Source organism: Nocardioides sp. CFH 31398, assembly GCF_022436705.1.
In the GTDB taxonomy this organism is placed as follows: domain Bacteria; phylum Actinomycetota; class Actinomycetes; order Propionibacteriales; family Nocardioidaceae; genus Nocardioides.
On record NZ_JAKUHT010000006.1, the window covers coordinates 61341 to 84071 of the forward strand.

The window sequence follows — 22731 nt, forward strand, 5'->3', positions numbered from 1 at the left end:
ATGACCGAGATCCAGATCGGCCAGGCCAAGCGAGCCCGGCGGGCCTACGCCTTCGACGACATCGCGATCGTCCCGTCGCGGCGCACGCGCGACCCCGAGGAGGTCAGCACCGCCTGGCAGATCGACGCCTACCGCTTCGAGCTGCCGGTCATGGCCGCCCCGATGGACTCGGTGATGTCCCCGGCGACCGCCATCGCCCTGGGCCGTCACGGCGGCCTCGGCGTGCTCAACCTCGAGGGCCTCTGGACCCGCTACGAGGACCCCACCGGGCTCCTCGAGGAGATCGCCGAGCTGCGCGGCCCGGCCGCCACCCGGCGGATGCAGGAGATCTACGACCAGCCCGTCGTCCCCGAGCTCGTGGCGGAGCGGCTGCGGGAGATCCGCGAGGCCGGGGTCACCGTCGCCGGCTCGCTGTCGCCGCAGCGGACGAAGGAGCTGGCCAAGACGGTCGTCGACGCGGGCGTCGACATGTTCGTCATCCGCGGGACGACGGTCTCCGCGGAGCACGTCTCGTCGTCCTCGGAGCCGCTGAACCTCAAGGAGTTCATCTACGAGCTCGACGTGCCGGTCGTGGTGGGCGGCTGCGCGACCTACCAGGCCGCGCTGCACCTGATGCGGACCGGCGCGGCCGGCGTCCTCGTCGGCTTCGGCGGCGGCGCCGCGCACACCACCCGCTCGGTGCTGGGCGTCGCGGTCCCCATGGCCTCCGCGGTCGCGGACGTCGCCGCCGCACGCCGGGACTACCTCGACGAGTCCGGTGGCCGCTACGTCCACGTCATCGCCGACGGCTCGATCGGCCGGTCCGGCGACCTGGCGAAGGCCATCGCCTGCGGCGCGGACGCCGTCATGGTGGGCTCGCCGCTGGCCCGCGCGACCGACGCCCCCGGCAGGGGCTTCCACTGGGGCGCCGAGGCCCACCACCCCGAGCTCCCCCGCGGCGAGCGGGTCGAGTTCGGCACCGTCGGCACCCTCGAGCAGATCCTCTTCGGCCCCTCCGAGGTCGCCGACGGCACCATGAACCTCATCGGCGCCCTCCGCCGGTCCATGGCGACCACCGGCTACACGGACCTCAAGGAGTTCCAGCGCATCGAGGTCATCGTCCAGTAGGCCGTCCCTGCGCGGTCGAGCTCCTCGAGACCGCCGGTCGGTCGAGGTGTGGCGGGCACGACCCCCGATCCGGGGTCGTACCCGCCACAGATGCCCCCCCTGTGGAGATGTCCCCACACCCCGGAGGCCTCGTGGCTCGCCAGGGCTCGCTCCCTGCTGACCACCCCCGTCGGGCTCGGGCCCCACAGACCACCCCGGCAGGCCCGCAGCGCGCCTGGTTGACACACCCAGGCGATGACGGTCGACTGTGGGGTTCCGGCAGCACACACCACGGGCCCGGGCCCGGGAAGCGAGACGCTCGTGTCCGACAGCGCCGTACCGAAGGCCGAACCCGAGAGCGAGCTGAGGCGCTCGATCACGGGACGCCTGCTGTTCTTCTACGTGCTGGGCGACGTCCTCGGCTCCGGCATCTACGTCCTGATCGGTGCGGTCGCCGGTGAGGTCGGCGGAGCGTTCTGGGCGGCCTTCGCCGTCGGCGTCACCGTCGCCGCCTTCACCGGCCTGGCGTACGCCGAGCTCGCGACGAAGTACCCCCGGGCGGCCGGCGCCTCGCTCTACGTCAACAAGGCCTTCGGCAGCCGGGCCCTGACCTTCCTCACGACCGTGCTCTACCTGTCGGCGACCTTCGCCGCCGCCGGGTCGCTGGCCGCCGGCTTCGCCCGCTACTTCGGGCAGATCTGGTCGCTGCCGCCCGCGCTGCTGATCATGATCGTGTTCATCATCCTGCTGGCGATCGTCAACTACGTCGGCATCACCGAGTCGGTCGTCATCAACATGGCGATGACGATCGTCGAGGTCACCGGCCTCGTGATCGTGTTGCTCATCGGCGCCATCTACGTCGGCCAGGGCAAGGCCGACTTCACGGTGCTCACCAACTTCAGCAGCGGCGACAACGTGGTGTTCGCGATCATCGCCGGCGTCGCCCTGGCCTTCTTCGCGATGACCGGGTTCGAGAACGCCGCGAACGTCGCCGAGGAGACGATCGACCCGTCGCGCAACTTCCCCCGCGCGCTGATCGGGGGCATGGCGGCGGCCGGGGTCATCTACGTCCTGGTCTCGATGTCGGCGGCGCTCGTCGTCCCGGTCGACACGCTCGCGAGCTCCGACGCCGCGCTGCTCGAGGTCATCCGCGCCGGGATCCTCCCGATCTCGGTGTCGGTCATGGTCCTCGTCTTCGCCATCATCGCGATGGTGGCCATCACCAACACCACGCTGGTGCAGGTCGTCACGCAGTCGCGGATCCTCTACGGCATGGCCCGCGAGGACGTCGTCCCCGCGGCCTTCGCCAAGGTCCACCCGACCCGCCGCAGCCCCGTGGTGGCCCTGGTGTTCTCCGCGGTCGTCGTGATCGCGCTGCTGGTCGCCGGCGACCTGCTGAACCGGATCGGCCTCCAGGTCGACATCGTCGAGAGGCTCGCCGCCGTCACGGTCGTGCTGCTGCTCGTCGTGTACGCCGGCGTCATCGTCGCCTGCCTGAAGCTGCGGGGCAGCGACGAGACGTCCGACACCTTCCGTGCCCCGACGGCCCTGCTGCTCGTGGGCCTGGTCGGCAACGTCGTCCTGCTCTACTACGTGATCTCCACCGATCCCGGCTCGCTGATCTGGTGCGCCGGACTGGTGGCGGTGGGCTTCGTGCTGTTCGTCGCCGAGCTCGCCCTCGGCAAGCGTGACCGTCCCGCGGGTGTGCGGCGCGGGGAGCCCATCGACGGGAAGAAGGACCACTGATGGCCACGAAGGGGATGCACGTCGTCGTGGCGACGGACGGCTCGAAGCAGTCGCTCGCCGCCGCCAAGCACCTGATGTCCTTCGCCGACCCGGAGAAGATCGCCGAGATCTCCGTGGTGGGCGTGATCAGCCCGTACGCCTCCGTCGCCTTCGCCGACGACATCTCGGGCCGCGACGACCCGGACCAGTCGTTCCGCGACGCCGCCAACGACGCCGTGGCCACCGTCGCCGGGGTGCTCGAGGGCTGGGGACCGAAGGTGTCGAAGAAGGTCCGCAGCGGCTCCCCGGCGAACGAGATCGTCAAGGCCGCCACCGCGGTGGGTGCCGGCCTCGTGGTGGTGGCCAGCGGAGGTCGCGGCCTGTCCGAGACGATCCTGCTCGGCAGCACCGCCCAGCGCGTCCAGCACTCCGCACCGTGCCCCGTCCTCGTCGTGCGACCCGCGAAGCGCAAGAAGAGGAAGTGACCCTGCGGCTCGCCGCCGCCCAGGCGGAGGCCGTCGCCGCCCACGACACCGACGGGCTCGCGGCGAACGCGACCACGGCCGCACGCCTGGTCGACCGCGCCGCCGACGAGGGGGCGCGGGTGGTCGTGCTCCCCGAGGCCTTCCTGACCGGGTACGACGCCGCCGTGCTCGCGGGCCCGCTGCCCGGGCCGGGCGACCTCGACTCGGCCTGGCTGGACCCGCTGCGGGAGGCCGTCGAGCGCACCGGGGTGGTGGCGCTGGTCGGCGTCGCCCTGGACCGCGGCGGCTCACGCACCCTGTCGCTCCTCCTCGCCGCGCCGGGTCGCCAGGAGGTCGTCTACGACAAGCAGCACCTCGACGGCCCCGAGCGCCCCGCCTTCACGCCGGGCGCCCACGGCGTCCTCCTCGACGTCGACGACCACCTGCTCGGGCTGAGCGTCTGCTACGACGGGTGCTTCCCGGAGCACGCGCGCGCCGCGGCGGACGCGGGCGCGGTTGGCTACCTCGCGTCGGCGGCGTACTTCACCGGGGGAGAGCACCGCGCCGACCTCTACTACCGGGCGCGAGCCCTGGACAACGGCATGTACGTCGCGTTCGCCGGGCTCACCGGGCGCTGCGGCAGCGGGGACTTCATCGGCGCGTCCGCCGTCCACGACCCCGAGGGACGCACCCTGGCGCGGCTCGGTCGGGAGGAGGGCGTCGCGGTGGCCGACCTCGACCCCGACCTCGTCGCGGCCACCCGCGCCCGCCACACCATGACCGCGGACCACCGCGCCTCGCTGGGCGACATGGTCCGGCTGACGGTCCGAGGGACCTGCCCGCGGGGCCTCAGCGCATCGTGATGCCGGAGAGGTCCGCGCGGAGGGTCGTCTTGGCGCCGTCGGCCTCGAGCGCGTCGGCGGTCCTGCCGACCGGGCGTGACCAGGGGTAGCAGTGGAAGGCGAGGCCGAGGCAGGTCAGCGCGGCCGAGAGCCCGACCAGCAGGACCGGCTCGGGCGTGGGGAAGGCGAACGCGAGGGCGACGGTCACGACGAACGGGGCCTCGACGAGCGCGAAGCGCAAGATCATCCCGGTCCGGAAGCGCTCCACGGCCAGGGCGCGGGCGCGGTCCGGCTCGGTGCCGGCCGGGATCGGCGGCACGGTGTAGCCGACGAGCTCGGCCGCCACGATCCCCGCGACGCTGAGCACGGGGACGACGTACGGCCAGATCCCCCACTCCGCCCCGGGGTCGTTCGTCGCCGCGAAGTAGATCGCGACGGTGACGATCAGCGGCGCGCCGATCAGGGTGGACGCGAGCGTGGTGACGGACTGGCGCATGGCCGACATGATCCCGCACGCCGCCTCGCCGCGGCCGCGGACGACCCTGTTGACAATTAGTACGAGGCTCGTACTTAATAGGGGTGTGACGCTGGTCATGGGCATCGACTCCTCCACCCAGTCCTGCAAGGCCGTCCTCGTGGACGCCGCGGACGGGACCCTCGTCGACTCCAGGGCGACCCCCCACCCACCGGGGACGACGGTCGACCCGCGCGCCTGGTCCGCGGCCGTCGACGAGGCCACGGCCGGCCTGCTCGAGCGCGCCGACGCCGTCGCCGTGGGCGGCCAGCAGCACGGCATGGTCGCGCTGGACGACGCCGGCACACCGGTGCGTGACGCCCTGCTGTGGAACGACACCCGCTCGGCCGACGCCGCCGTGCGGCTCGTCGAGGAGATGGGTGGTCCGCAGGCCTGCGCGGACGCCGTCGGCAGCGTCCTCGTCGCCTCCTTCACCTCGACCAAGCTGCGCTGGCTCCGTGACGCCGAGCCCGAGCACGCCGCCGCCGTGCGCCGGGTCCTGCTGCCGCACGACTGGGTCTCGCTCCACCTCGCCGCGCCCGGCAGCGAGCCGTGGACCGACCGCGGTGACGCGTCGGGCACCGGCTACTGCGACCCCGCCACCGGGGAGTGGCGCCACGACCTGGCCGCGGCCGCGCTCGGCCACGAGGTCGCCCTGCCCCGGCTCGTCGCGCCCGGCGAGGTCGCCGCCACGACGCGGGCCGGCGCCTCGATCGGTGCGGGCACCGGCGACAACATGGCCGCCGCCCTCGGGCTCGGGCTGGCCACCGGCGACGTCCTGGTCTCGATCGGCACCTCCGGGGTCGCCTCCGCGGTCAGCGCGACACCCGTCGCCGACGGCAGCGGCGTGGTCACCGGCTTCGCGGACGCCGCCGGCGGCTGGCTGCCGATGGTCACCACGATGAACGCGGCGGGGATCCTCGACCTCCAGGCCACCTTGCTCGGCGTCGACCACGCCGGCCTCGCCGACCTCGCGCTGTCCGCCGAGGTGGGCGCCGGCGGCGTCGTGCTGTCCCCGTACTACGGCGGGGAGCGGACCCCGAACCGCCCGGGCGCCACCGGCACCTGGACCGGGCTGCGGCCCACCACGACCCGCGCCGACCTCGCCCGTGCCGCCGTGGAGGCCCTGCTCTGCAGCCTCGCCGAGGCCGTCGACCGCCTGGTCGCCGAGACCGGCCAGCAGCCGCGCCGCGTGCTGATGGTCGGCGGCGCCACCCGCAGCCCCGCCGTCCGCGCCCTCGCCCCCGCCTTCCTCGGCCACCCCGTGGTCCTGCCCCCGGCGGGGGAGTACGTCGCCCGCGGGGCGGCGCGACAGGCCGCCTGGGCGCTCTCCGGGGCCGAGCAACCCCCGGAGTGGGCGCTCGCCGGCGAGGAGCAGCTCGCCCTCGACGACGCGCTGGCGGCCCGCTGCGCCGACGTGCGCGCGGCGTACGCCGACCTGCGCGACGCCACCACCCCCTGACCCGCTCAGCCCTGACCCGAACCCCAGCCCCACCCACCCGAGGAGCCCCATGAGCCTGCCCGTCCCGACCCCCGCCGACCGCTTCTCCTTCGGTCTGTGGACCGTCGGCTACACCGGACGCGACCCGTTCGGCGAGGCCACCCGCGCCCCGCTCGACCCCGTCCACTCCCTCGAGAAGCTCGCCGAGCTCGGGGCCTACGGCGTGAACTTCCACGACGACGACCTCATCCCGTTCGGCAGCGACGACGCCGAGCGTGGCCGCATCCTCGACCGCTTCCGCAAGGGCCTGGCCGACACCGGTCTGGCGGTCACCACGGCGACCACGAACCTCTTCTCCCACCCGGTCTTCAAGGACGGCGCCTTCACCGCCAACGACCGCGACGTGCGTCGCTTCGCGCTGCGCAAGGTCATGCGCAACATCGACCTGGCCGCCGAGCTGGGCGCCGAGGTCTACGTGTGCTGGGGCGGCCGCGAGGGCGCCGAGTCCGGCGCCGCCAAGGACGTCGCCACCGCGCTCGACCGCTTCCGCGAGGCCTTCGACGTGCTCGGCGACTACGTCGTCGAGCGTGGCTACGACATCCGCTTCGCGATCGAGCCGAAGCCGAACGAGCCCCGCGGCGACATCCTCCTGCCGACGGTCGGCCACGCGCTCGCGTTCATCGAGCAGCTCTCGCGTCCCGAGCTGGTCGGCGTGAACCCCGAGGTGGGCCACGAGGAGATGGCGGGCGTCAACGCCGCCCACGGCTACGCCCAGGCCCTGTGGGCGGGCAAGCTCTTCCACATCGACCTGAACGGCCAGCACGGCCCCCGCTACGACCAGGACCTCCGGTTCGGGGCCGGCAACGTGCGCGGCGCCTTCTGGGTCGTCGACACCCTGCTCGCCGGCGGGTACGACGGCGTCGTCCACTTCGACTACAAGCCCGTCCGCACCGACGGCGAGGACGGCGTGTGGGAGTCGGCCAAGGCCTGCATGACGAACTACCTCGTCCTGCGCGACAAGGTCCGCGCCTTCCGCGCCGACCCCGAGGTCCACGAGGCCCTCGCCGCCTCGCGCGTGCACGAGCTGTCCCAGCCGACCCTGGCGCCGGGCGAGACCATCGCCGACCTGCTCGCCGCCCCGGCGGAGGACCCGGAGGAGATGGCGGCCCGCAGCATGGGCTACGAGCGGCTCGACCAGCTCGCGCTGGAGCACCTGTACGGCGTCCGCGGCTGACGTGCCCGACCGCACGCGCGCCCGGGCGGGCGTCGCGGCAGCGGGGGTGACGGCGGAGGCCGTCACCCCCGACGACCTGCGGCGCGCCACCACCGCGCGGGTCCTGCGCACGCTGCGCGAGGAGGGGCCGGCGAGCCGGGTCGAGCTCGCCGGCCGCACCGGCCTGTCGAAGGCCACCGTCGGCGTCGTCGTCGCGCGGCTGGAGCGCCTCGGCCTGCTCGGGGCCGCCGAGGCGTCCGAGGTGGGGGAGCCCGGCGCCGGGTCCGGTCCCGGGTCCGCCGCCGGGGCCGCGACGCGTGGGCGTCCCGCCCGGCCGGTGGCCCTGCGCCCCGGCGCCTGCTGGGGCCTCGGTCTCGAGGTGAACGTCGACTACGTCGCCGTCGCCGCGGTCGACCTCGCCGGTGTCGTGCTGACGGTCCAGGTGTGCGCGGTCCGGGCGACGTCGACGGGGGACGAGCGGCTCACCGTCCTGCTCGACCTCCTCGCCGAGGTGCTCGCCTCGCCCACCTGCCCGGACCGCCACGGCCTGCTCGGCGCCGTCGTCGCCATCCCCGGCCTCGTCGACGCCGCCCGCCACCGCGTGACCTGGGCGCCCAACCTCGGCGCCGAGGGCGACGAGGTGGGTCCCCGCCTCGCGGAGCTGCTGGGACCCGAGGTGACCGTGCACGTCGACAACGACGCCACCTGCGCGGCGTACGGCGAGCGCTGGCACGGCGCGGCGCAGGGCGCGGCGCACTCGCTCTACCTCACGGGCACCGTCGGCATCGGCGCCGGGATCGTGGCCGACGGTCGCGTCCTCCGCGGCGCGGTTGGCAACGCGGGCGAGGTCGGCCACGTCCCCCTCGGGCGCCCCGGCGCGCCCTGCGGCTGCGGCCGCACCGGGTGCTGGGAGACCGCGGTCGGCCTGGGCGCCATGCTCGCCGCCGTCGGCGCGGAGGAGTCCGGGACGCCGGTCGAGTCGGCCGCGGCCGTCGCCGAGCGGGCCCGCACGGTCCCGTCGGTGCGGGCCGGGCTGGAGGCGGTGGCCGAGGACCTGGCCCGCGGTCTCGCGGTGCTGGTCAGCGTCGTCGACCCGGAGGTGGTCGTGCTCGGCGGCTACTTCACCGCCCTCACCGAGCACCTGCTGCGACCGGCCGCGGAGCGTCTCGACGGGCTCCTGCCGTCGCCCGCGCAGCGCCGGCCCCCGCTGGTGGCGGGCCGGCTCGGCATCACCGCCGCGGCCGTCGGGGCGGCCGAGCTCGCGATGGAGCCGGTGGTGGCCGGACAGGTGGGGCTGCCGGAGCCCGCCACCGCGCCCGGCGGGCGGGGCGTCACGCCGGCGTGACGGCCCCCGACCCGAGCGCCCGGGCGGCGTCGGGCAGCGCGGTCGCGAGGACGCCGGCCGGGTCGGCCAGCAGCGGCTCGAAGGCGAGCTCGGCGGCGCCGAGCAGCACCGAGTCGCCGTCGAGACCGGGCAGGGCCAGCGAGACCGACTCGAGCGGGGCGGTGAGGGCGGTGGCCTCGAAGCCCGCGCGGACGTCGTCCGGCACGAGCCGGAACAGCGAGCGGAAGTAGCCGCCCATCACGACGACCTGCGGGTTCAGCACGTTGACGATCCCGGCCAGGCCCTCGCCCAGCTCGCGTCCGACGTCGTCGAGACCGGGCGGGGCGACGTCGTACCGCTCGAGCACGAGGTCGAGCTCGGCCACCTCGTCGTCCGCGCAGCCGATGGTGCGGGCGATCACGTGCCCGCCGACGGCGGTCTCCCAGCAGCCGCGCGCGCCGCAGTGGCACGCACGGTCGGCGGGGCTCAGGGCCAGGTGGCCGACCTCCCCGGCGTACCCGCCGGCGCCCGCCAGCGGCACCCCGCCGGAGACGACGCCCGCCCCGACGCCGACGTTGCCGGAGACGTAGACGAGGTCGTCGATGTCGATGCCGACGCCGCGGTGGTGCTCGGAGAGGGCCCCGAGGTCCGCGTCGTTGCCGACGCGGAGAGGGACCTCGACCCCGAGCGCGGCGAGGACCATCGGCCCGGGGGACACGTCCGACCAGCCGAGGTTCGGGGCCAGGCGGACCATGCCGTCCCGGCGGCGGACCATGCCCGGCACCGCCAGCCCGATGCCGGCGAGGGACGAGACCGGCGGGGCGTCGACGACGACCCGGCGCACGAGCCCGGCGATGTCGGCTGCGACGCGCCACGCCTCCCGGTCGTCGTGGACGCGGGCCTGGACCCGCGCGCGGATCCGGCCGCCGAGGCCCACGCGGGCCGCGGTGACCCGGTCGACCCCGAGGTCGACGGCGACCACGTACGGGCCGTCGTCGGCGACGCCGACCCCCTGGGACGGGCGGCCGGCGCCCTGCCGGGGAGCGGTCCGGGCCGCGGTGGACTCGGTCAGGCCCAGCTCGACCAGCTCGGCGACCAGGCCGGCGATGGTGCTGCGGTTGAGCCCCATCGCGCTGGTGAGCTCGGCCCGCGACACCGGCCCGGGTGCGAGGTGCACCTGCCGCAGCAGCGTCGAGAGGTTGTGGCGTCGTACCGCCTCCTGGTTGGTCCCGGTCCCGCGACGGTGTGCGGTGACCACGCCGGCCTAGAGGCCCGACGCCGAGCGCCGGCGGCGCGAGACCGCGTCGACGCCCGCGGCGACGAGCAGCACGATGCCCGTGACCAGGAAGTTGATGTAGGCGGACTGGTTCAGCAGGCCGAGGCCGTTCGCGATCGTGGCGATCACGGTGCCGCCCAGGATGGCGTCCAGCGCCCGGCCGCGACCACCGAAGAGGCTGGTGCCGCCGATGACGGCCGCACCCACGGCGTACAGCAGCGTGTTGCCGCCACCGGCGGCGGTCGAGACGCCACCGGTGTAGGACGACTGCACGATGCCGCTGACGGCCGCCAGGGTGGAGCAGATGATGAACGCCGCCACCTGCATGCGGGCGACGTTGATGCCGGCGCGGCGGGCGGCCTCGGCGTTGCCGCCGACGGCGTACAGGTGGCGGCCGAACGTGGTGCGGTCGAGCACGAAGGTGCACACCAGCAGCAGCACGACGACGAGCGGCAGCACGTAGGGGATGCCGGCGATGGGGAAGAACGGGTTGAGGCTGCGGTTGATGCTGAGCAGCCCGGTGATGCCGAGGACGATCACGGCGACCACGACGACGCGCAGGATCACCAGGCTCAGCGGGTGGTGCTGGAGCTTGTTGGCGACCTGGGTGCGGTACCGGAGGAAGGAGCCGGCCGCGAAGGCCACCACGAGGACGACGGCCGCGGCCCACCCCAGCGGCACCGGGACGTTGGAGATGGTCAGGCCGCGCAGGACCGGGTCCTCGACGCCGACCGAGCCGCCCTGGCCGATCGCGAAGAGGATCACGCCCTGCAGGCCGAGGAAGAACGCCAGGGTGACCACGAACGAGGGGATGCCCAGGTTCGCGACCAGCAGGCCGATCAGCAGCCCGATGACGGCGCCGACGAGCAGACCGGCCAGCACGGCGACGAACCAGGGGAGGCCCCGGTCGGCGATGGCGAGGGCCGTCATGGCCGCCGACAGGCCGCCGGCGACGCCCGCCGACAGGTCGATCTGCCCGAGCAGCAGCACGAAGACGAGGCCCATCGCGAGCAGGCAGATGGGGCCGGCCTGCACGACCAGGTTCGCCATGTTGAGCAGGGAGAAGAACTGGTCGGAGGCGAGGCCGAAGACGACCATGAGGACCGCCAGGCCCAGGATCGCGGGCAGGGAGCCCATGTCGCCGCCGCGGACGCGGGCGACGTAGCCCCGCAGGCTCTCCATCAGGGTGGAGGCCTGGGTGCTGTCGTGGGCGAAGTCGGTGTCGGCGAGGGAGGCGCCCTTGGCGGGGGAGTCCTTGCCGCCCTTGTCGGTGGACGGCGTCCCGGTGGTGCTGGTGCTCATTGGTGGTCCTCGAGATCTGCGTGTGCGGGGCGGGGGCTCAGACGGTGGCGGTGGCGGGGTTCTCGGCGATCCCGAGCGAGCCGCTGCGGCCCGCGGTGATCAGCTCGACGACCTGGCTGTGGTTCAGCTCCGAGGTCGGGACGTCGGCCGCCACGCGACCGAGGTAGAGCGCCGTGATCCGGTCCGCGACCTCGAAGACGTCGACCATGTTGTGCGAGATGAGGACGACGCCGAGGCCGCGGTCGGCGAGCCGGCGCACGAGGTCGAGCACCTGGCGGGTCTGGGCGACGCCGAGCGCGGCGGTGGGCTCGTCGAGGAGGACGATGCGCGAGTTCCACAGCACCGCCTTCGCGATCGCCACGGTCTGGCGCTGGCCGCCGGACAGGCTGGCCACGGACTGGCGGACGGACTTCACGGTCCGCACCGACAGCGAGGCGAGCGTCTCGCGGGCGCGGGACTCCATCGAGGTCTCGTCGAGCACGACGCCCTTGCGGGACTCGCGGCCGAGGAACATGTTCTGGACGATGTCGAGGTTGTCGCACAGCGCGAGGTCCTGGTAGACGACCTCGACGCCCATCGCCGCGACGTCGCGCGGCCCGGTCACCTCGACCGGCTTGCCCTCGAAGAGGTAGTCCCCGTCGTCGCGGCCGTAGATGCCCGCGATGACCTTCACCAGCGTCGACTTGCCGGCGCCGTTGTCGCCGACGAGCGCGGTGACCTGGCCCGGGTAGACGGAGAAGTCGACGTCGTGCAGGACGCGGACGTTGCCGAAGCTCTTGTTGACCGAGCGCAGCTGGAGCAGGGGGGCGGTGGACATGGTTCCTCCGAGGATCGGGTCGAGCGGGACGTGCTGGTGGGACGCGGCCCCCACGGGGCTGGACCGAGGGGGCCGCGTCCGGTCAGGTGGTGCGGGGGCCGGTCAGGAGATGCCGGCGTCCTCGCACATGGCCTCGTAGCGGCCGGTGCACACGTCCTCGACGGTCTGGCCGCCGTCGTCGAACACGACGTCCAGGTTGTCGGCCGTGATCGACTCGGGCTCGAGCAGCACCGAGGGGACCTGGCGGTCGCCGTCGACGTCCTCGGTCTCGCCGGTGGTCTCCGGCTCCTCGCCGTTCACCAGCGCGATGGCGGTGTCGGCCAGCGCCGCGGCCTCCTGCTTGGCGGACTTGTAGACCGTCATGCACTGGTCGCCGGCGAGGATGGCCTGCAGGCCCTCGACGGTCGCGTCCTGCCCGGTGACGGGCACCTCGCCGTTGCGGCCGTTGCGCTCCAGGATGGAGATCGCGGCGCCCGCGAGGCCGTCGTTGGCGGCGTAGACGCCGTCGACCTCACCGCCGGCCTGCGTGTAGAGCTGGTCGAAGATGGTGACGGCCTCGTCCGGGTCCCAGTCCGGCACGGCCTGCTCGCCGACGTTCTCGTAGCCCGACACCTCGTCGAGGACGCTGTGGGCGCCCTCGGAGAACAGGGTGGCGTTGTTGTCGGTGGGCGAGCCGTTCAGGTAGACGAGGTTCGCGTCCTCGTCGCCGAGGCAGTCCGCCAGGCCCTGGCCCTGCAGCTCGCCGACGACGGTGTTGTCGAAGCTGACGTAGTAGCCGGCCGAGCCGCCCAGGGTGAGGCGGTCGTAGTCGATGGTCTGCACGCCCTGCGACGCGGCGCGCTCCTGGATGGCGGCGCCGGAGTCGGAGTCGAGGTTGACGATCGCGAGGACGGTCGCGCCGCCCGAGATCATGCTGTCGGCGATCGTCGCCATCCGGTCCGCGCTGCCCTCGGCGTTCTGGATGTCGTAGTCGACGCCGGCCTCGTCGAAGGCGGCCTCGAGGGCCGGGCGGTCCGCGCTCTCCCAACGCACCGAGGACTCGGTGTCGGGCAGGATCACGCCGATCGAGCCCTGGGGGGCCTCGTCGCCGCCACCGCTGCCGCCGGACCCCGAGTCCGAGTCACCACCACAGGCGCCGAGGGTCATGGTCAGACCGACCACGGCCGCCAGGGCCACACCACGCTTCAGCTTCACGAGCAACCGCCTTGTCTTCGGGGTTCGGCGTCCGGCCCCTCGTGAGCCGGATCACCATTTGTTGTCCGCGACAACGTAAAGGCGTGGCGTCCGTCACGTCTAGGGGGTCTCATCATCAAGATTTCCGCAGGACAGGCTGTGCGGGCGGCCCTGCCGAGGTCACGAAACGGCAACGACGAATGTCGTTCCGAACAACAAAACCGTGGCTGATCTGGGCGTTCGTGCGGGCGGCCGGGTGTGACGGACGCCCGGGTTACCGAGGGGTAGGCAGTGTGCGACCGTTCACATACCCTCGGTACATGAACGCTCCCGAGCCGTCCGGGCCCGCCGACCTCCAGGGCCTGCGGGACCCCGAGCACGACCCCCGCGCCTCCTACGCCCTCGAGCCCGAGTACGTCGCCGGGCTGGCCGGGCGGCTGCGGGCGACGTCCGGCGAGACCCGGGCCCTCGAGTCGCCGCTCGCCGGTCAGCCGCTGGCGCACCTGGCGGTGTCGCAGACGTCCGACGTCGACGAGGCCTTCGCCCGGGCCCGCCGCGCCCAGGAGGCCTGGTCCCGCACGTCGGTGACGGAGCGCAGCGCCGCGCTGCACCGCCTGCACGACCTGATCCTCGACCGCCAGGACGAGATCATCGACCTCATCGTCTGGGAGTCCGGCAAGGCCCGCAAGGACGCCTTCGACGAGCCGCTCCACGTCGCGATGACGGCCCGGTACTACTCGCGGAAGCTGCCCGGCCTCGTCGCGCCGCGACGCGCGGCCGGCGCCATCCCGGCGCTGACCCGCGTCGACCTCGCCCGGATCCCCAAGGGCGTCGTCGGGATCATCTCGCCCTGGAACTACCCGTTCACCATGGCGCTGTCCGACGGCATCGCCGCCCTCGCCGCCGGCAACGCGGTCGTCGCGAAGCCGGACGGCCAGACGATGCTCACGGCGCTGTACGGCGCCCGCCTGCTGGAGGAGGCCGGCTTCCCGGCCGACCTGTGGCAGGTCGTCCACGGCCCGGGCTCGCAGATCGGGCCCGCGATCATCGACCGTGCCGACTACGTCTGCTTCACCGGCTCGACCGCCACCGGCCGCGACGTCGCCCGTCGGTGCGCGGACCGCCTCATCGGCTGCTCGCTCGAGCTCGGGGGCAAGAACCCCCTGCTCGTGCTGCGCGACGCCGACCTCGAGCGCGCCGCGGAGGGCGCCGTGCGCGCCAGCTTCTCCAACGCCGGCCAGCTGTGCGTCTCGATGGAGCGGATGTACGTCGCCGACCAGGTCTACGACCGCTTCGTCGAGCGGTTCGTGGCCCGGACCCAGGCCCTCACCGTCGGCGCCAGCCTCGACTGGGGCAACGACATGGGCTCCCTCATCTCCGCCGCCCAGCTGGAGACCGTCGTGCGCCACGTCGACGACGCCGTCGCCAAGGGCGCCCGGGTGCTCACCGGCGGCCGGGCGCGCCCCGACCTCGGCCCGTACGTCTACGAGCCGACGATCCTCGAGGGCGTCACGCCCGACATGACCTGCTTCGCCGACGAGACCTTCGGCCCCGTGATCGCCCTCTACCGGTTCTCCGACGAGGCCGACGCCGTCGCCCGCGCCAACGCCGGCGACTACGGCCTCAACGCCTCGATCTACAGCCGCGACGTCCGTCGCGCCCGGGCCCTGGCCGGGCAGATCCGCTGCGGCACGGTCAATGTCAACGAGGCGTTCGCGGCCACCTTCGCCTCCATCGACGCGCCCATGGGCGGCATGCGCACGTCGGGCCTCGGCCGCCGCCAGGGCGCGGAGGGCCTGCACCGGTTCACCGAGACCCAATCGGTGGCGACGCAGCGGCTCCTGCGCTTCGGCCCGTCGTACGGGATGTCGGACCGGGCCTACGCCCGCATGATGACCGCCAGCCTGCGCGTCCTCGACAAGCTGGGCCGCGCGTGAGCGCCCCGGCGGACCAGGAGTTCGACTACGAAGTCCTCGTCGTCGGGTCCGGCTTCGGCGGGTCGGTCAGCGCCCTGCGGCTGAGCGAGAAGGGCTACTCCGTCGCGGTGCTCGAGGCCGGTGCGCGCTTCGCCGACGCCGACTTCGCCTCGACCTCCTTCGACGCCAAGCGGTTCCTCTTCGCGCCGGCCGCCGGCTGCTACGGCGTCCAGCGGATCGACGTGGTGAAGGACTGCGTCATCCTGGCGGGCGCCGGCGTCGGGGGCGGGTCGCTGAACTACGCGAACACGCTCTACGAGCCGCCGGACGCGTTCTACCGCGACCGGGCCTGGTCGCACATCACCGACTGGAAGGCCGAGCTCGCGCCGTACTACGACCAGGCGAAGCGGATGCTCGGCGTGGTCACCAACCCGACCCACACGCCGTCCGACGAGGTCATGCGGTCCGTCGCGGCGGAGATGGGGGTCGAGCACACCTTCCGCTCGACCCCGGTCGGGGTGTTCTTCGGGCCCGAGGGCACCGCGCCGGGCGAGACCGTCGCCGACCCGTTCTTCGGGGGTGCCGGCCCGGACCGCCAGGCCTGCAAGGAGTGCGGCGAGTGCATGACCGGCTGCCGCCACGGCGCCAAGAACACGCTGGTCAAGAACTACCTGCACCTCGCCGAGAACCTCGGCGCCGTCGTCCACCCCCTCACGACCGTCACCCGGATCCGGCCGCTCGACGGCGGTGGCTACGAGGTCATCGCCCGGTGGACGAAGGCCAAGCTGTCGCGCCGCCGAGCGGTCCGCACGTTCCGGGCTCGGCAGGTCGTGCTCTCCGCGGCCGCGCTCGGGACGCAGAAGCTGCTGCACCGCCTCAAGGCGGACGGCGACCTGCCGCGCGTCTCCGACCAGCTCGGCGTGCTGACCCGGACGAACTCCGAGGCCATCCTGGGCGCCATCGCGCCGAGGTCGACCACCGACTTCACCCACGGCGTCGCCATCACCTCCTCGTTCCACCCGGACGACGACACCCACGTCGAGCCGTGCCGCTACGGTCGCGGCTCGAACGCGATGGCGCTGCTGCAGACCGTCCTGACCGACGGCGACGGCCCCGGCAAGCGCTGGCGGACGTGGATGGTCGAGCTGGTCAAGCAGCGCCGGCACCTGCTCGGCATGTACGACGTCAAGCACTGGTCGGAGCGCACCGTCATCGCGCTGGTGATGCAGACGCTGGACAACTCGATCACCACCTCGGGACGCCGGACGCCGTTCGGCTACCGGCTCACCTCCCGCCAGGGCCACGGCGCGCCGAACCCGACGTACATCCCGGTGGCGAACGACGTGGTGCGGCGCATGGCCCAGCGCATCGGCGGCTTCGCCGGCGGCTCGATCGGCGAGCCGTTCGACAAGCCCATGACCGCCCACTTCATCGGCGGCTGCACCATCGGCGACACCCCCGAGACCGGCGTCGTCGACCCCTACCAGCGGGTGTTCGGCCACGAGGGCCTGCACGTCGTGGACGGGTCGACCATCTCCGCGAACCTCGGCGTGAACCCGTCGCTGACGATCACGGCCCAGGCCGAGCGGGCCATGGCGCTGTGGCCGAACAAGGGCGACGCCGACGCCCGGCCGCCGCTCGGCGCGTCGTACGAGCGGGTGGCGCCGGTGGCCCCCCGATCGCCGGCCGTGCCCGAGGCCGCCCCGGGGGCCCTGCGCCTGCCGGTGGTGGCGGTGCGCCAGGGCGCCGAGGCGAGGATCGGCCAGGGGCCCGGCCGTAACCAGGCCCCCGAGGCCTCGTTGAGCCAGTAGGAGCCGTCGGCGCCGAAGCACCACCCTCCCGGCCGCGGCTCCTCGCCCGGTGGCCCCGAGCCGCCGGGCAGGCCAGGACCCGGCCATCCTCCCTCCCGGTCGGGTCCTGGCCCCAGGCCCACCCACGCGGCGGTGGGGGACCGGCACGATCGGTAGGGTGCGGACGTGCCAGACGAGTCCGTGACCGACGCACGTCCCGAGGCCCACCACGACCTGGTCCTGGTCGTCGACTTCGGAGCCCAGTACGCCCAGCTGATCGCCCGGCGGGTCCGCGAGGCGCGGGTGTACTCCGAGATCGTGCCCCACACGATGCCGGTGGAGGACATGCTCGCCCGCTCCCCGAAGGCGATCATCCTGTCCGGCGGGCCGTCCTCGGTGTACGCCGACGGCGCACCCGGCATGGACGAGACCGTCTTCACGGCCGGCATCCCCGTCTTCGGGATGTGCTACGGCTTCCAGCTCATGGCGCAGGGCCTGGGCGGCCAGGTGGCCGCGACCGGCGCCCGGGAGTACGGCCGCACCCCGGTGTCGGTGACCGAGCCCGGGACGCTGCTCGCCGACGTCCCCGCGGAGCACCGCGTGTGGATGTCCCACGGGGACGCCGTCACCGCCGCGCCCGAGGGCTTCTCCGTGCTGGCCTCGACCCCCACGACGCCGGTCGCCGCCTTCGAGGACCTGACGCGCGGCATGGCCGGCGTGCAGTGGCACCCGGAGGTCATGCACACCGAGCACGGCCAGCAGGTGCTCGAGCACTTCCTGCACGACATCGCCGGCTGCCGCCAGACCTGGACGATGCTCAACATCGTCGAGGAGCAGGTCGACGCCATCCGCACCCAGGTGGGCGACGGCCGCGCCATCTGCGCGCTGTCCGGCGGGGTCGACTCCGCCGTCGCGGCGGCGCTGGTGCAGCGGGCCATCGGCGACCGCCTGACCTGCGTGTACGTCGACCACGGGATGATGCGCGCCGGTGAGACCGACCAGGTGCGGCGGGACTTCGAGGAGGTCTTCGACTCCCTCGACGTGGTCGACGCCGCTGACCAGTTCGTCGGCGCCCTCGCGGGCGTGACCGAGCCCGAGGAGAAGCGCAAGATCATCGGGCGGGAGTTCATCCGCACCTTCGAGGCCGCGCAGGCCCGGGTGTTCTCCGACGCCGAGGAGGGCGACACCGCCTTCCTGGTCCAGGGCACGCTCTACCCCGACGTCGTCGAGTCCGGCGGTGGCGCCGGCACCTCGACCATCAAGTCCCACCACAACGTCGGGGGCCTGCCCGACGACCTGACGTTCGCCCTGGTCGAGCCGCTGCGGACGCTCTTCAAGGACGAGGTCCGTGCCGTGGGGGAGCAGCTGGGGCTGCCCTCCACGATGGTCTGGCGCCAGCCGTTCCCCGGCCCGGGCCTGGGCATCCGCATCATCGGCGAGGTCACCCACTCCCGCCTCGACCTGCTGCGCTCGGCCGACCTCATCGCACGCGAGGAGCTCACCCGCGCGGGCCTGGACCGCGACGTGTGGCAGATGCCCGTGGTGCTGCTGGCCGACGTCCACTCGGTCGGCGTGCAGGGTGACGGCCGGACCTACGGCCACCCCGTCGTCCTGCGCCCCGTGACCTCCGACGACGCGATGACGGCGGACTGGGCGCGGCTGCCGTTCGAGCTGCTCGAGCGCATCTCCACGCGCATCACCAACGAGGTCCCCGACGTCAACCGGGTCGTGCTCGACGTGACGAGCAAGCCGCCGGGCACCATCGAGTGGGAGTGACCGCCCCCCGGCGCGGCCGCCGGGCCTGTGGAGGAGCGACGACGCCCGCGCGCTGATCGGGGCAGGCTCCTGGCCACGAGCCGCGACCACGGCTGGGCGCGGGCCCCGGTGGGGGCCTGCCGCCGCGCGGGCGTGCCGACGGAGGTGGTGCACCTGGCCACGGACACCGACCTGCGGCCGCTGCCCCTCGAGGTCCTCGGGGCCGCCTGAGCCGTTCCGGGCGGCGTGGGACGATGGCCCCCATGCCTGGGAGGAGCCGTGTCCGCACCGCTCTGGTCGCCGGGGTCCTCGCCCCGGCCCTGACGCTCGGTGCGGCCGCCTGCAGCGGTGGCGCCGACGAGGACTCCCCCCGACCGGTGGTGGCGTTCCTGGGCGGTGCCGACCCGGACTCCCGGCACGTCCAGGACGACGCCGAGCTGCTGCGCGCGGCGCTGGTGGCCGACTGCGAGGACTGCGAGTACGTCGAGCTCGACGCCGAGGGCGACGCCGACGTCCAGGCCGAGCAGATGGCCCGGGTGGCGTCCGGCGGGGCGGACGTGGTGCTGCTCGAGGCCGTCGACGCCGACGCCGCGGAGGAGATGATCGCCGAGGTCGGCGACCTGCCCGTCATCACGCTCGACCGGTCCGTGCCGGGCGCGGACTACCACGTCGGCTACGACCCGGTCGCCGGCGGGCGCAGCCTCGCCCGCGCCGGGATGGAGGCGGCGGTCGAGGCCGGTGCGCCCGCACAGGGCGCGGGCGTGCTGCTGCTCGGGGCGGGCTCCGGCGACCTCGCCGGGACCGCCCGCACCCAGGCCGCCCGCGAGGCCATCGGCAACCGGGGAGGCGAGGTGCTCGCTGCCGACGAGCCGGAGGTCGCGACGACCGAGGACGCCCGGGAGTGGACCGCGGGCCAGGTCGCCGAGCGCGGCGCCGAGGCGATCGACCTCGTCGTCGCGGTCGACGAGTCCCAGGCGGAGGGGGTGCTGGCCGCCTTCGAGGACGCCGGCGTGGCGCCCGCCGACCGCCCGGTCGTGGTCGGCTCGGGGGCCGACGTGGCCTCCCTGCAGCGCGTCGTCCGCGGCGACCTCGGGGTCCTGCTGTACCGCCCGCGCCCGCCCATGACCTCCCGGGCCGTCGAGACCGCCGCCGAGGTGCTCGAGGGCGCCCCGGTCACCGACACCGAGGACGTGGACGGCGTCCCGTCGTTCCTCGGGACGGCCGAGGCCCTCACGTTGCGCAACCTGACGAGCGTGGCCGTCGGGCGGGACCTCGTCACCACCGAGGAGCTGTGCGACGGCGTCGCGGACGCGTGCGCGGCCAACGGCATCCGCTGATCCATGGCGTGGTGGTCACGACGCCCGCGACGTTCCGCGGCCGAGTCCGTCGTGACGGCCGAGAAGCACGAGGGCGTCGTCGGGGTGGGCAGCACGGTTGCCGTGATGGCGCCCCGCCTCGTGCTCACCGGCCTCTTTGCGGCCGACCTGACACCCGGTTCGCTCGTCAGCCGCTGATGTCCAGCACCCCGCGACCGGCCGTCCTCCCACGTGCGCGGAGGACAGGAGAGATCGCCGGGATCGGGGCCTCAGGCCGGGGCCCAGGCGCTCCTCTCCTGTCCGGCGTGCACACCGGACCAGGTCGGACCCCTCAGAGGCCCAGCGACCGGCCGATGATCTCCTTCTGGATCTCGGTGGTCCCGCCGTAGATCGTCTGCACCCTGCTGTCCAGGAACGCCTTCGCGACCGGGTACTCCATCATGTAGCCGTAGCCGCCGTGCAGCTGGACGGCGACGTCGGCGATCTTGGTCTGGAGCTCGGTCGTCCACCACTTCGCCATCGAGGCGAGGCTGGTGTCGAGGGTGCCCTCGTTGTGCCGGCGGACGCAGTCGTCGAGGAAGACGCGCGCGACGTGCACCTCGGTCGCCATCTCGGCCAGCGTGAAGCGGGTGTGCTGGAACTTGGAGATGGGCCTCCCGAAGGCCTGCCGCTCCTTGACGTAGGCGAGCGACAGCTCGAGCAGCCGCTCGCAGGCGGTGACGGCGATCATCGCGATCGACAGGCGCTCCTGCGGGAGGTTCTGCATGAGGTAGACGAACCCCTGGCCCTCCTCGCCCAGCAGGTTCTCCTTCGGGACGACGACGTCGTCGAAGCTCAGCTCGGCGGTGTCCTGGGCCTTCATGCCGACCTTGTCGAGGTTGCGGCCGCGCTCGAAGCCCTCCATGCCGCGCTCGACCACGAGCAGGCTGATGCCCTGGTGCCCGGCGTCCGGGTCGGTGCGGCAGACCACGATGACGAGGTCGGCGTTGATGCCGTTGCTGATGAACGTCTTCGACCCGTTGAGCACCCAGTGGTCGCCCTTGTCGATCGCGGACGTGCGGATGCCCTGCAGGTCGCTGCCCGCCCCCGGCTCGGTCATCGCGATCGCCGAGATCGTCTCGCCCGAGACGCATCCCGGCAGCCAGCGCCGCTTCTGCTCCTCGGTCCCGAGCGTCGTGATGTAGGGGACGATGATGTCGGTGTGCACCGGGAAGCCCGGCCCGCTCGCCATCGCCCGTGACATCTCCTCGCTCAGCACGAGGTTGAAGCGGAAGTCGGTCGTGCCGAGCCCGCCGTACTCCTCAGGTACGTCGAAGCACAGCAGCCCCGCCTCGCCGGCCTTCCGCCAGAGCTCCCGCGGGACGATGCCCGCGGCCTCCCACTCGGCGTGGTGGGGGACGACCTCGCGGTCCATGAAGGCCCGCGCGGTGGCCCGGAAGTCCTCGTGCTCCTGCTCCAGCAACGTCACGGGCTGATCGTGACACCATCACTGTCACGGTTCAAGGGTGCCGGGTCAGCAGACGGAGTCCGTCGGCCTGGGGTTGCCGAGGCCGAACAGGGGACGGAGCGCGAGACCCACCGCCGTGCCGCCGAGCGCCATGAGGCCCCACAGCCAGCCGTGGAGGCTGAACGAGGCGATGCCGCCGAAGTAGGCGCCGATGTTGCAGCCGAAGGCGATGCGGGCGCCGTACCCCATCATGATCCCGCCGACCACGGCGCCGAGGGCGAGCCTGCCCGGGATGCGGCGGTGGACGACGAAGGCGCCCGCTGCGGCGGAGGCGACCAGGGCGCCGAGGATGATGCCGAGGTCCATGACCGACGTCTTCTCGGCGAGGACGCCGGCCTGGTACTTGGCCAGGTTGGCGGGGTCCTGCCAGAAGCCCCACGACAGGACGTCGACGCCCACGGCGTCGAGGATCTTGCTGCCCCACAGGCTGAAGGCGAAGGTGATGCCCCAGGCCCCGCCGGAGACCCACAGGGTCAGCGCGTTCAGGCCGGCGAGCAGGAGGGCGCCCACCCACAGCGGCCACGAGCCGCGGACGGCGCGGGCCAGGCCGCGGGCGACGGGGGCGCGACCCACCGGGGGAGCGCCGCGACGGGCCACGACGTACGTCGCGCCGACGATCAGGCCGATCGCGGCCATGGTGAGGACCCACGCGCCGAGGTAGCCGAACGGCTGGACGTCGGCCAGCGACACCGTGCCCGCGTCGGGCAGGCCCGTCCAGAAGCCGAAGGTGTACGCGCCCAGCACCGAGCCGACGACGAAGCCGCCGAGCGTGATGAGGATGGCGGTCTGGCCGCTGCCGACCGCGAACAGCGTCCCGGAGGCGCAGGAGCCGCCGAGCTGCATGCCGACCCCGAACAGGAACGCGCCGACGACGACGCCGAAGCCGATGGGCGCGAGCGACGGGGTGGCGGCGACCCCCTGCCAGGCGACGCCGGACGCCAGGATCGGCGCGAACAGCGTGGCCGCCACGCCGATCATCAGCATGTGCGCGCGCAGGCCCGCCCCCTGGCGCACCGACACCAGCTGGCGCCAGGCGGAGGTGAAGCCGAAGCGGCTGTGGAAGAGCACGAAGCCCAGTGCGGTGCCGATGGCGAACAGCACACCCGCCGTGGTCCCCGAGCGGAGCCAGATGACGCCGCCCAGCGCCAGCGCGGCCAGCAGGCCGACCAGCACGACCCCCACCTGCGGCGGGGGAGCCTCCTGCGCCTCGCCCGCCGTCAGGGCCGACGGCGCCCTGCGGGTGTCCTTCACGGTCGTCGCCATGCTGCGG

19 protein-coding genes are annotated in these 22731 nt (G+C 73.6%); 12 read left to right on the top strand and 7 right to left on the bottom strand.

Translation table 11 applies throughout. The features are described 5' to 3' along the window. From MJ876_RS07065 to MJ876_RS07080, 4 genes are all read left to right on the top strand, one after another. Nucleotides 1-1107 (top strand): GuaB3 family IMP dehydrogenase-related protein, encoded by a 1107-nt coding sequence (locus MJ876_RS07065; RefSeq protein ID WP_240235536.1) that lies wholly within the window; start codon nucleotides 1-3, stop codon nucleotides 1105-1107. Between the two features lie 300 nt (nucleotides 1108-1407). Beyond that, nucleotides 1408-2832, top strand: coding sequence for an APC family permease (locus tag MJ876_RS07070; protein ID WP_240235537.1), 1425 nt, complete (start codon nucleotides 1408-1410; stop codon nucleotides 2830-2832). Next, on the top strand, nucleotides 2832-3296 hold the full coding sequence (locus MJ876_RS07075; protein WP_240235538.1) for a universal stress protein: 465 nt from the start codon (nucleotides 2832-2834) through the stop codon (nucleotides 3294-3296). The genes MJ876_RS07070 and MJ876_RS07075 overlap by 1 nt, the downstream gene beginning before the upstream one ends. Further along, nucleotides 3293-4138 carry a carbon-nitrogen hydrolase family protein gene (locus MJ876_RS07080; protein WP_240235539.1) on the top strand — a complete coding sequence of 282 codons (846 nt, stop codon included), beginning with the start codon at nucleotides 3293-3295 and terminating at the stop codon, nucleotides 4136-4138. Before MJ876_RS07075 ends, MJ876_RS07080 begins: the two co-directional genes overlap by 4 nt. On the opposite strand, the gene MJ876_RS07085 is transcribed toward MJ876_RS07080, so the two are convergent. Continuing rightward, nucleotides 4125-4613, bottom strand: a complete 489-nt coding sequence (locus MJ876_RS07085) for a hypothetical protein (protein ID WP_240235540.1) — start codon at nucleotides 4611-4613, stop codon at nucleotides 4125-4127. The two genes, MJ876_RS07080 and MJ876_RS07085, sit on opposite strands and share 14 nt — an antisense overlap. Here MJ876_RS07085 and MJ876_RS07090 point away from each other — a divergent pair. The 3 genes from MJ876_RS07090 to MJ876_RS07100 are packed head-to-tail and all read left to right on the top strand — an operon-like array spanning nucleotide 4612 to nucleotide 8630. Next, a complete protein-coding gene (locus tag MJ876_RS07090) occupies nucleotides 4612-6093 on the top strand; it encodes an FGGY family carbohydrate kinase (RefSeq protein WP_240235541.1) in 1482 nt (493 codons plus the stop codon). The two genes, MJ876_RS07085 and MJ876_RS07090, sit on opposite strands and share 2 nt — an antisense overlap. 49 nt (nucleotides 6094-6142) lie before the next feature. After that, a complete protein-coding gene (gene xylA / locus MJ876_RS07095) occupies nucleotides 6143-7306 on the top strand; it encodes a xylose isomerase (protein WP_240235542.1) in 1164 nt (387 codons plus the stop codon). A gap of 1 nt (nucleotide 7307) precedes the next feature. Further along, the gene (locus tag MJ876_RS07100; protein ID WP_240235543.1) at nucleotides 7308-8630 is read left to right on the top strand and encodes an ROK family transcriptional regulator; all 1323 of its coding nucleotides are present in this window, start codon (nucleotides 7308-7310) and stop codon (nucleotides 8628-8630) included. On the opposite strand, the gene MJ876_RS07105 is transcribed toward MJ876_RS07100, so the two are convergent. The 4 genes from MJ876_RS07105 to MJ876_RS07120 form a co-directional block, all read right to left on the bottom strand. Then, the gene (locus MJ876_RS07105) at nucleotides 8617-9867 is read right to left on the bottom strand and encodes an ROK family protein (RefSeq protein WP_240235544.1); all 1251 of its coding nucleotides are present in this window, start codon (nucleotides 9865-9867) and stop codon (nucleotides 8617-8619) included. The genes MJ876_RS07100 and MJ876_RS07105 overlap by 14 nt on opposite strands. A gap of 6 nt (nucleotides 9868-9873) precedes the next feature. Next, on the bottom strand, nucleotides 9874-11187 hold the full coding sequence (locus MJ876_RS07110) for a sugar ABC transporter permease (protein ID WP_240235545.1): 1314 nt from the start codon (nucleotides 11185-11187) through the stop codon (nucleotides 9874-9876). A 37-nt stretch (nucleotides 11188-11224) separates the two neighbouring features. Next, nucleotides 11225-12004: an ATP-binding cassette domain-containing protein gene (locus MJ876_RS07115; protein ID WP_240235546.1), complete on the bottom strand. Its 780-nt coding sequence runs from the start codon at nucleotides 12002-12004 to the stop codon at nucleotides 11225-11227. A gap of 102 nt (nucleotides 12005-12106) precedes the next feature. Continuing rightward, complete coding sequence (locus tag MJ876_RS07120; protein WP_240235547.1) at nucleotides 12107-13198, bottom strand: sugar ABC transporter substrate-binding protein; 1092 nt, start codon at nucleotides 13196-13198, stop codon at nucleotides 12107-12109. A 299-nt stretch (nucleotides 13199-13497) separates the two neighbouring features. Between MJ876_RS07120 and MJ876_RS07125 the strand changes: the two genes are divergently transcribed. The 5 genes from MJ876_RS07125 (at nucleotide 13498) to MJ876_RS21580 (ending at nucleotide 20152) form a co-directional block, all read left to right on the top strand. Then, complete coding sequence (locus tag MJ876_RS07125; protein ID WP_240235548.1) at nucleotides 13498-15114, top strand: succinic semialdehyde dehydrogenase; 1617 nt, start codon at nucleotides 13498-13500, stop codon at nucleotides 15112-15114. After that, nucleotides 15111-16904, top strand: coding sequence for a GMC oxidoreductase (locus MJ876_RS07130; protein WP_240235549.1), 1794 nt, complete (start codon nucleotides 15111-15113; stop codon nucleotides 16902-16904). Before MJ876_RS07125 ends, MJ876_RS07130 begins: the two co-directional genes overlap by 4 nt. A gap of 165 nt (nucleotides 16905-17069) precedes the next feature. Further along, complete coding sequence (gene guaA, locus MJ876_RS07135) at nucleotides 17070-18659, top strand: glutamine-hydrolyzing GMP synthase (RefSeq protein WP_240235550.1); 1590 nt, start codon at nucleotides 17070-17072, stop codon at nucleotides 18657-18659. Between the two features lie 242 nt (nucleotides 18660-18901). Then, nucleotides 18902-19975 (top strand): substrate-binding domain-containing protein, encoded by a 1074-nt coding sequence (locus MJ876_RS07140; protein ID WP_240235551.1) that lies wholly within the window; start codon nucleotides 18902-18904, stop codon nucleotides 19973-19975. Between the two features lie 51 nt (nucleotides 19976-20026). Further along, nucleotides 20027-20152, top strand: coding sequence for a hypothetical protein (locus MJ876_RS21580; protein ID WP_275694591.1), 126 nt, complete (start codon nucleotides 20027-20029; stop codon nucleotides 20150-20152). Nucleotides 20153-20285: 133 nt separating this feature from the next. Here the strand turns inward: MJ876_RS21580 and MJ876_RS07145 are convergent, their stop codons facing one another. Both MJ876_RS07145 and MJ876_RS07150 read right to left on the bottom strand, forming a co-directional pair. After that, nucleotides 20286-21422 carry an acyl-CoA dehydrogenase family protein gene (locus MJ876_RS07145; protein WP_308192575.1) on the bottom strand — a complete coding sequence of 379 codons (1137 nt, stop codon included), beginning with the start codon at nucleotides 21420-21422 and terminating at the stop codon, nucleotides 20286-20288. A gap of 45 nt (nucleotides 21423-21467) precedes the next feature. Further along, a complete protein-coding gene (locus MJ876_RS07150) occupies nucleotides 21468-22724 on the bottom strand; it encodes a YeeE/YedE family protein (RefSeq protein ID WP_240235552.1) in 1257 nt (418 codons plus the stop codon). Nucleotides 22725-22731 lie beyond the last annotated feature (7 nt).

Coding starts and splice junctions, on each gene's coding strand:
- MJ876_RS07090 (WP_240235541.1), top strand. CDS start 4,612: ATGGCCGACATGATCCCGCACGCCGCCTCGCCGCGGCCGCGGACGACC.
- xylA (WP_240235542.1), top strand. CDS start 6,143: ATGAGCCTGCCCGTCCCGACCCCCGCCGACCGCTTCTCCTTCGGTCTG.
- MJ876_RS07085 (WP_240235540.1), bottom strand. CDS start 4,613: ATGCGCCAGTCCGTCACCACGCTCGCGTCCACCCTGATCGGCGCGCCG.
- MJ876_RS07115 (WP_240235546.1), bottom strand. CDS start 12,004: ATGTCCACCGCCCCCCTGCTCCAGCTGCGCTCGGTCAACAAGAGCTTC.
- MJ876_RS07140 (WP_240235551.1), top strand. CDS start 18,902: ATGCCTGGGAGGAGCCGTGTCCGCACCGCTCTGGTCGCCGGGGTCCTC.
- MJ876_RS07150 (WP_240235552.1), bottom strand. CDS start 22,724: ATGGCGACGACCGTGAAGGACACCCGCAGGGCGCCGTCGGCCCTGACG.
- MJ876_RS07125 (WP_240235548.1), top strand. CDS start 13,498: ATGAACGCTCCCGAGCCGTCCGGGCCCGCCGACCTCCAGGGCCTGCGG.
- MJ876_RS07075 (WP_240235538.1), top strand. CDS start 2,832: ATGGCCACGAAGGGGATGCACGTCGTCGTGGCGACGGACGGCTCGAAG.
- MJ876_RS07065 (WP_240235536.1), top strand. CDS start 1: ATGACCGAGATCCAGATCGGCCAGGCCAAGCGAGCCCGGCGGGCCTAC.
- MJ876_RS07110 (WP_240235545.1), bottom strand. CDS start 11,187: ATGAGCACCAGCACCACCGGGACGCCGTCCACCGACAAGGGCGGCAAG.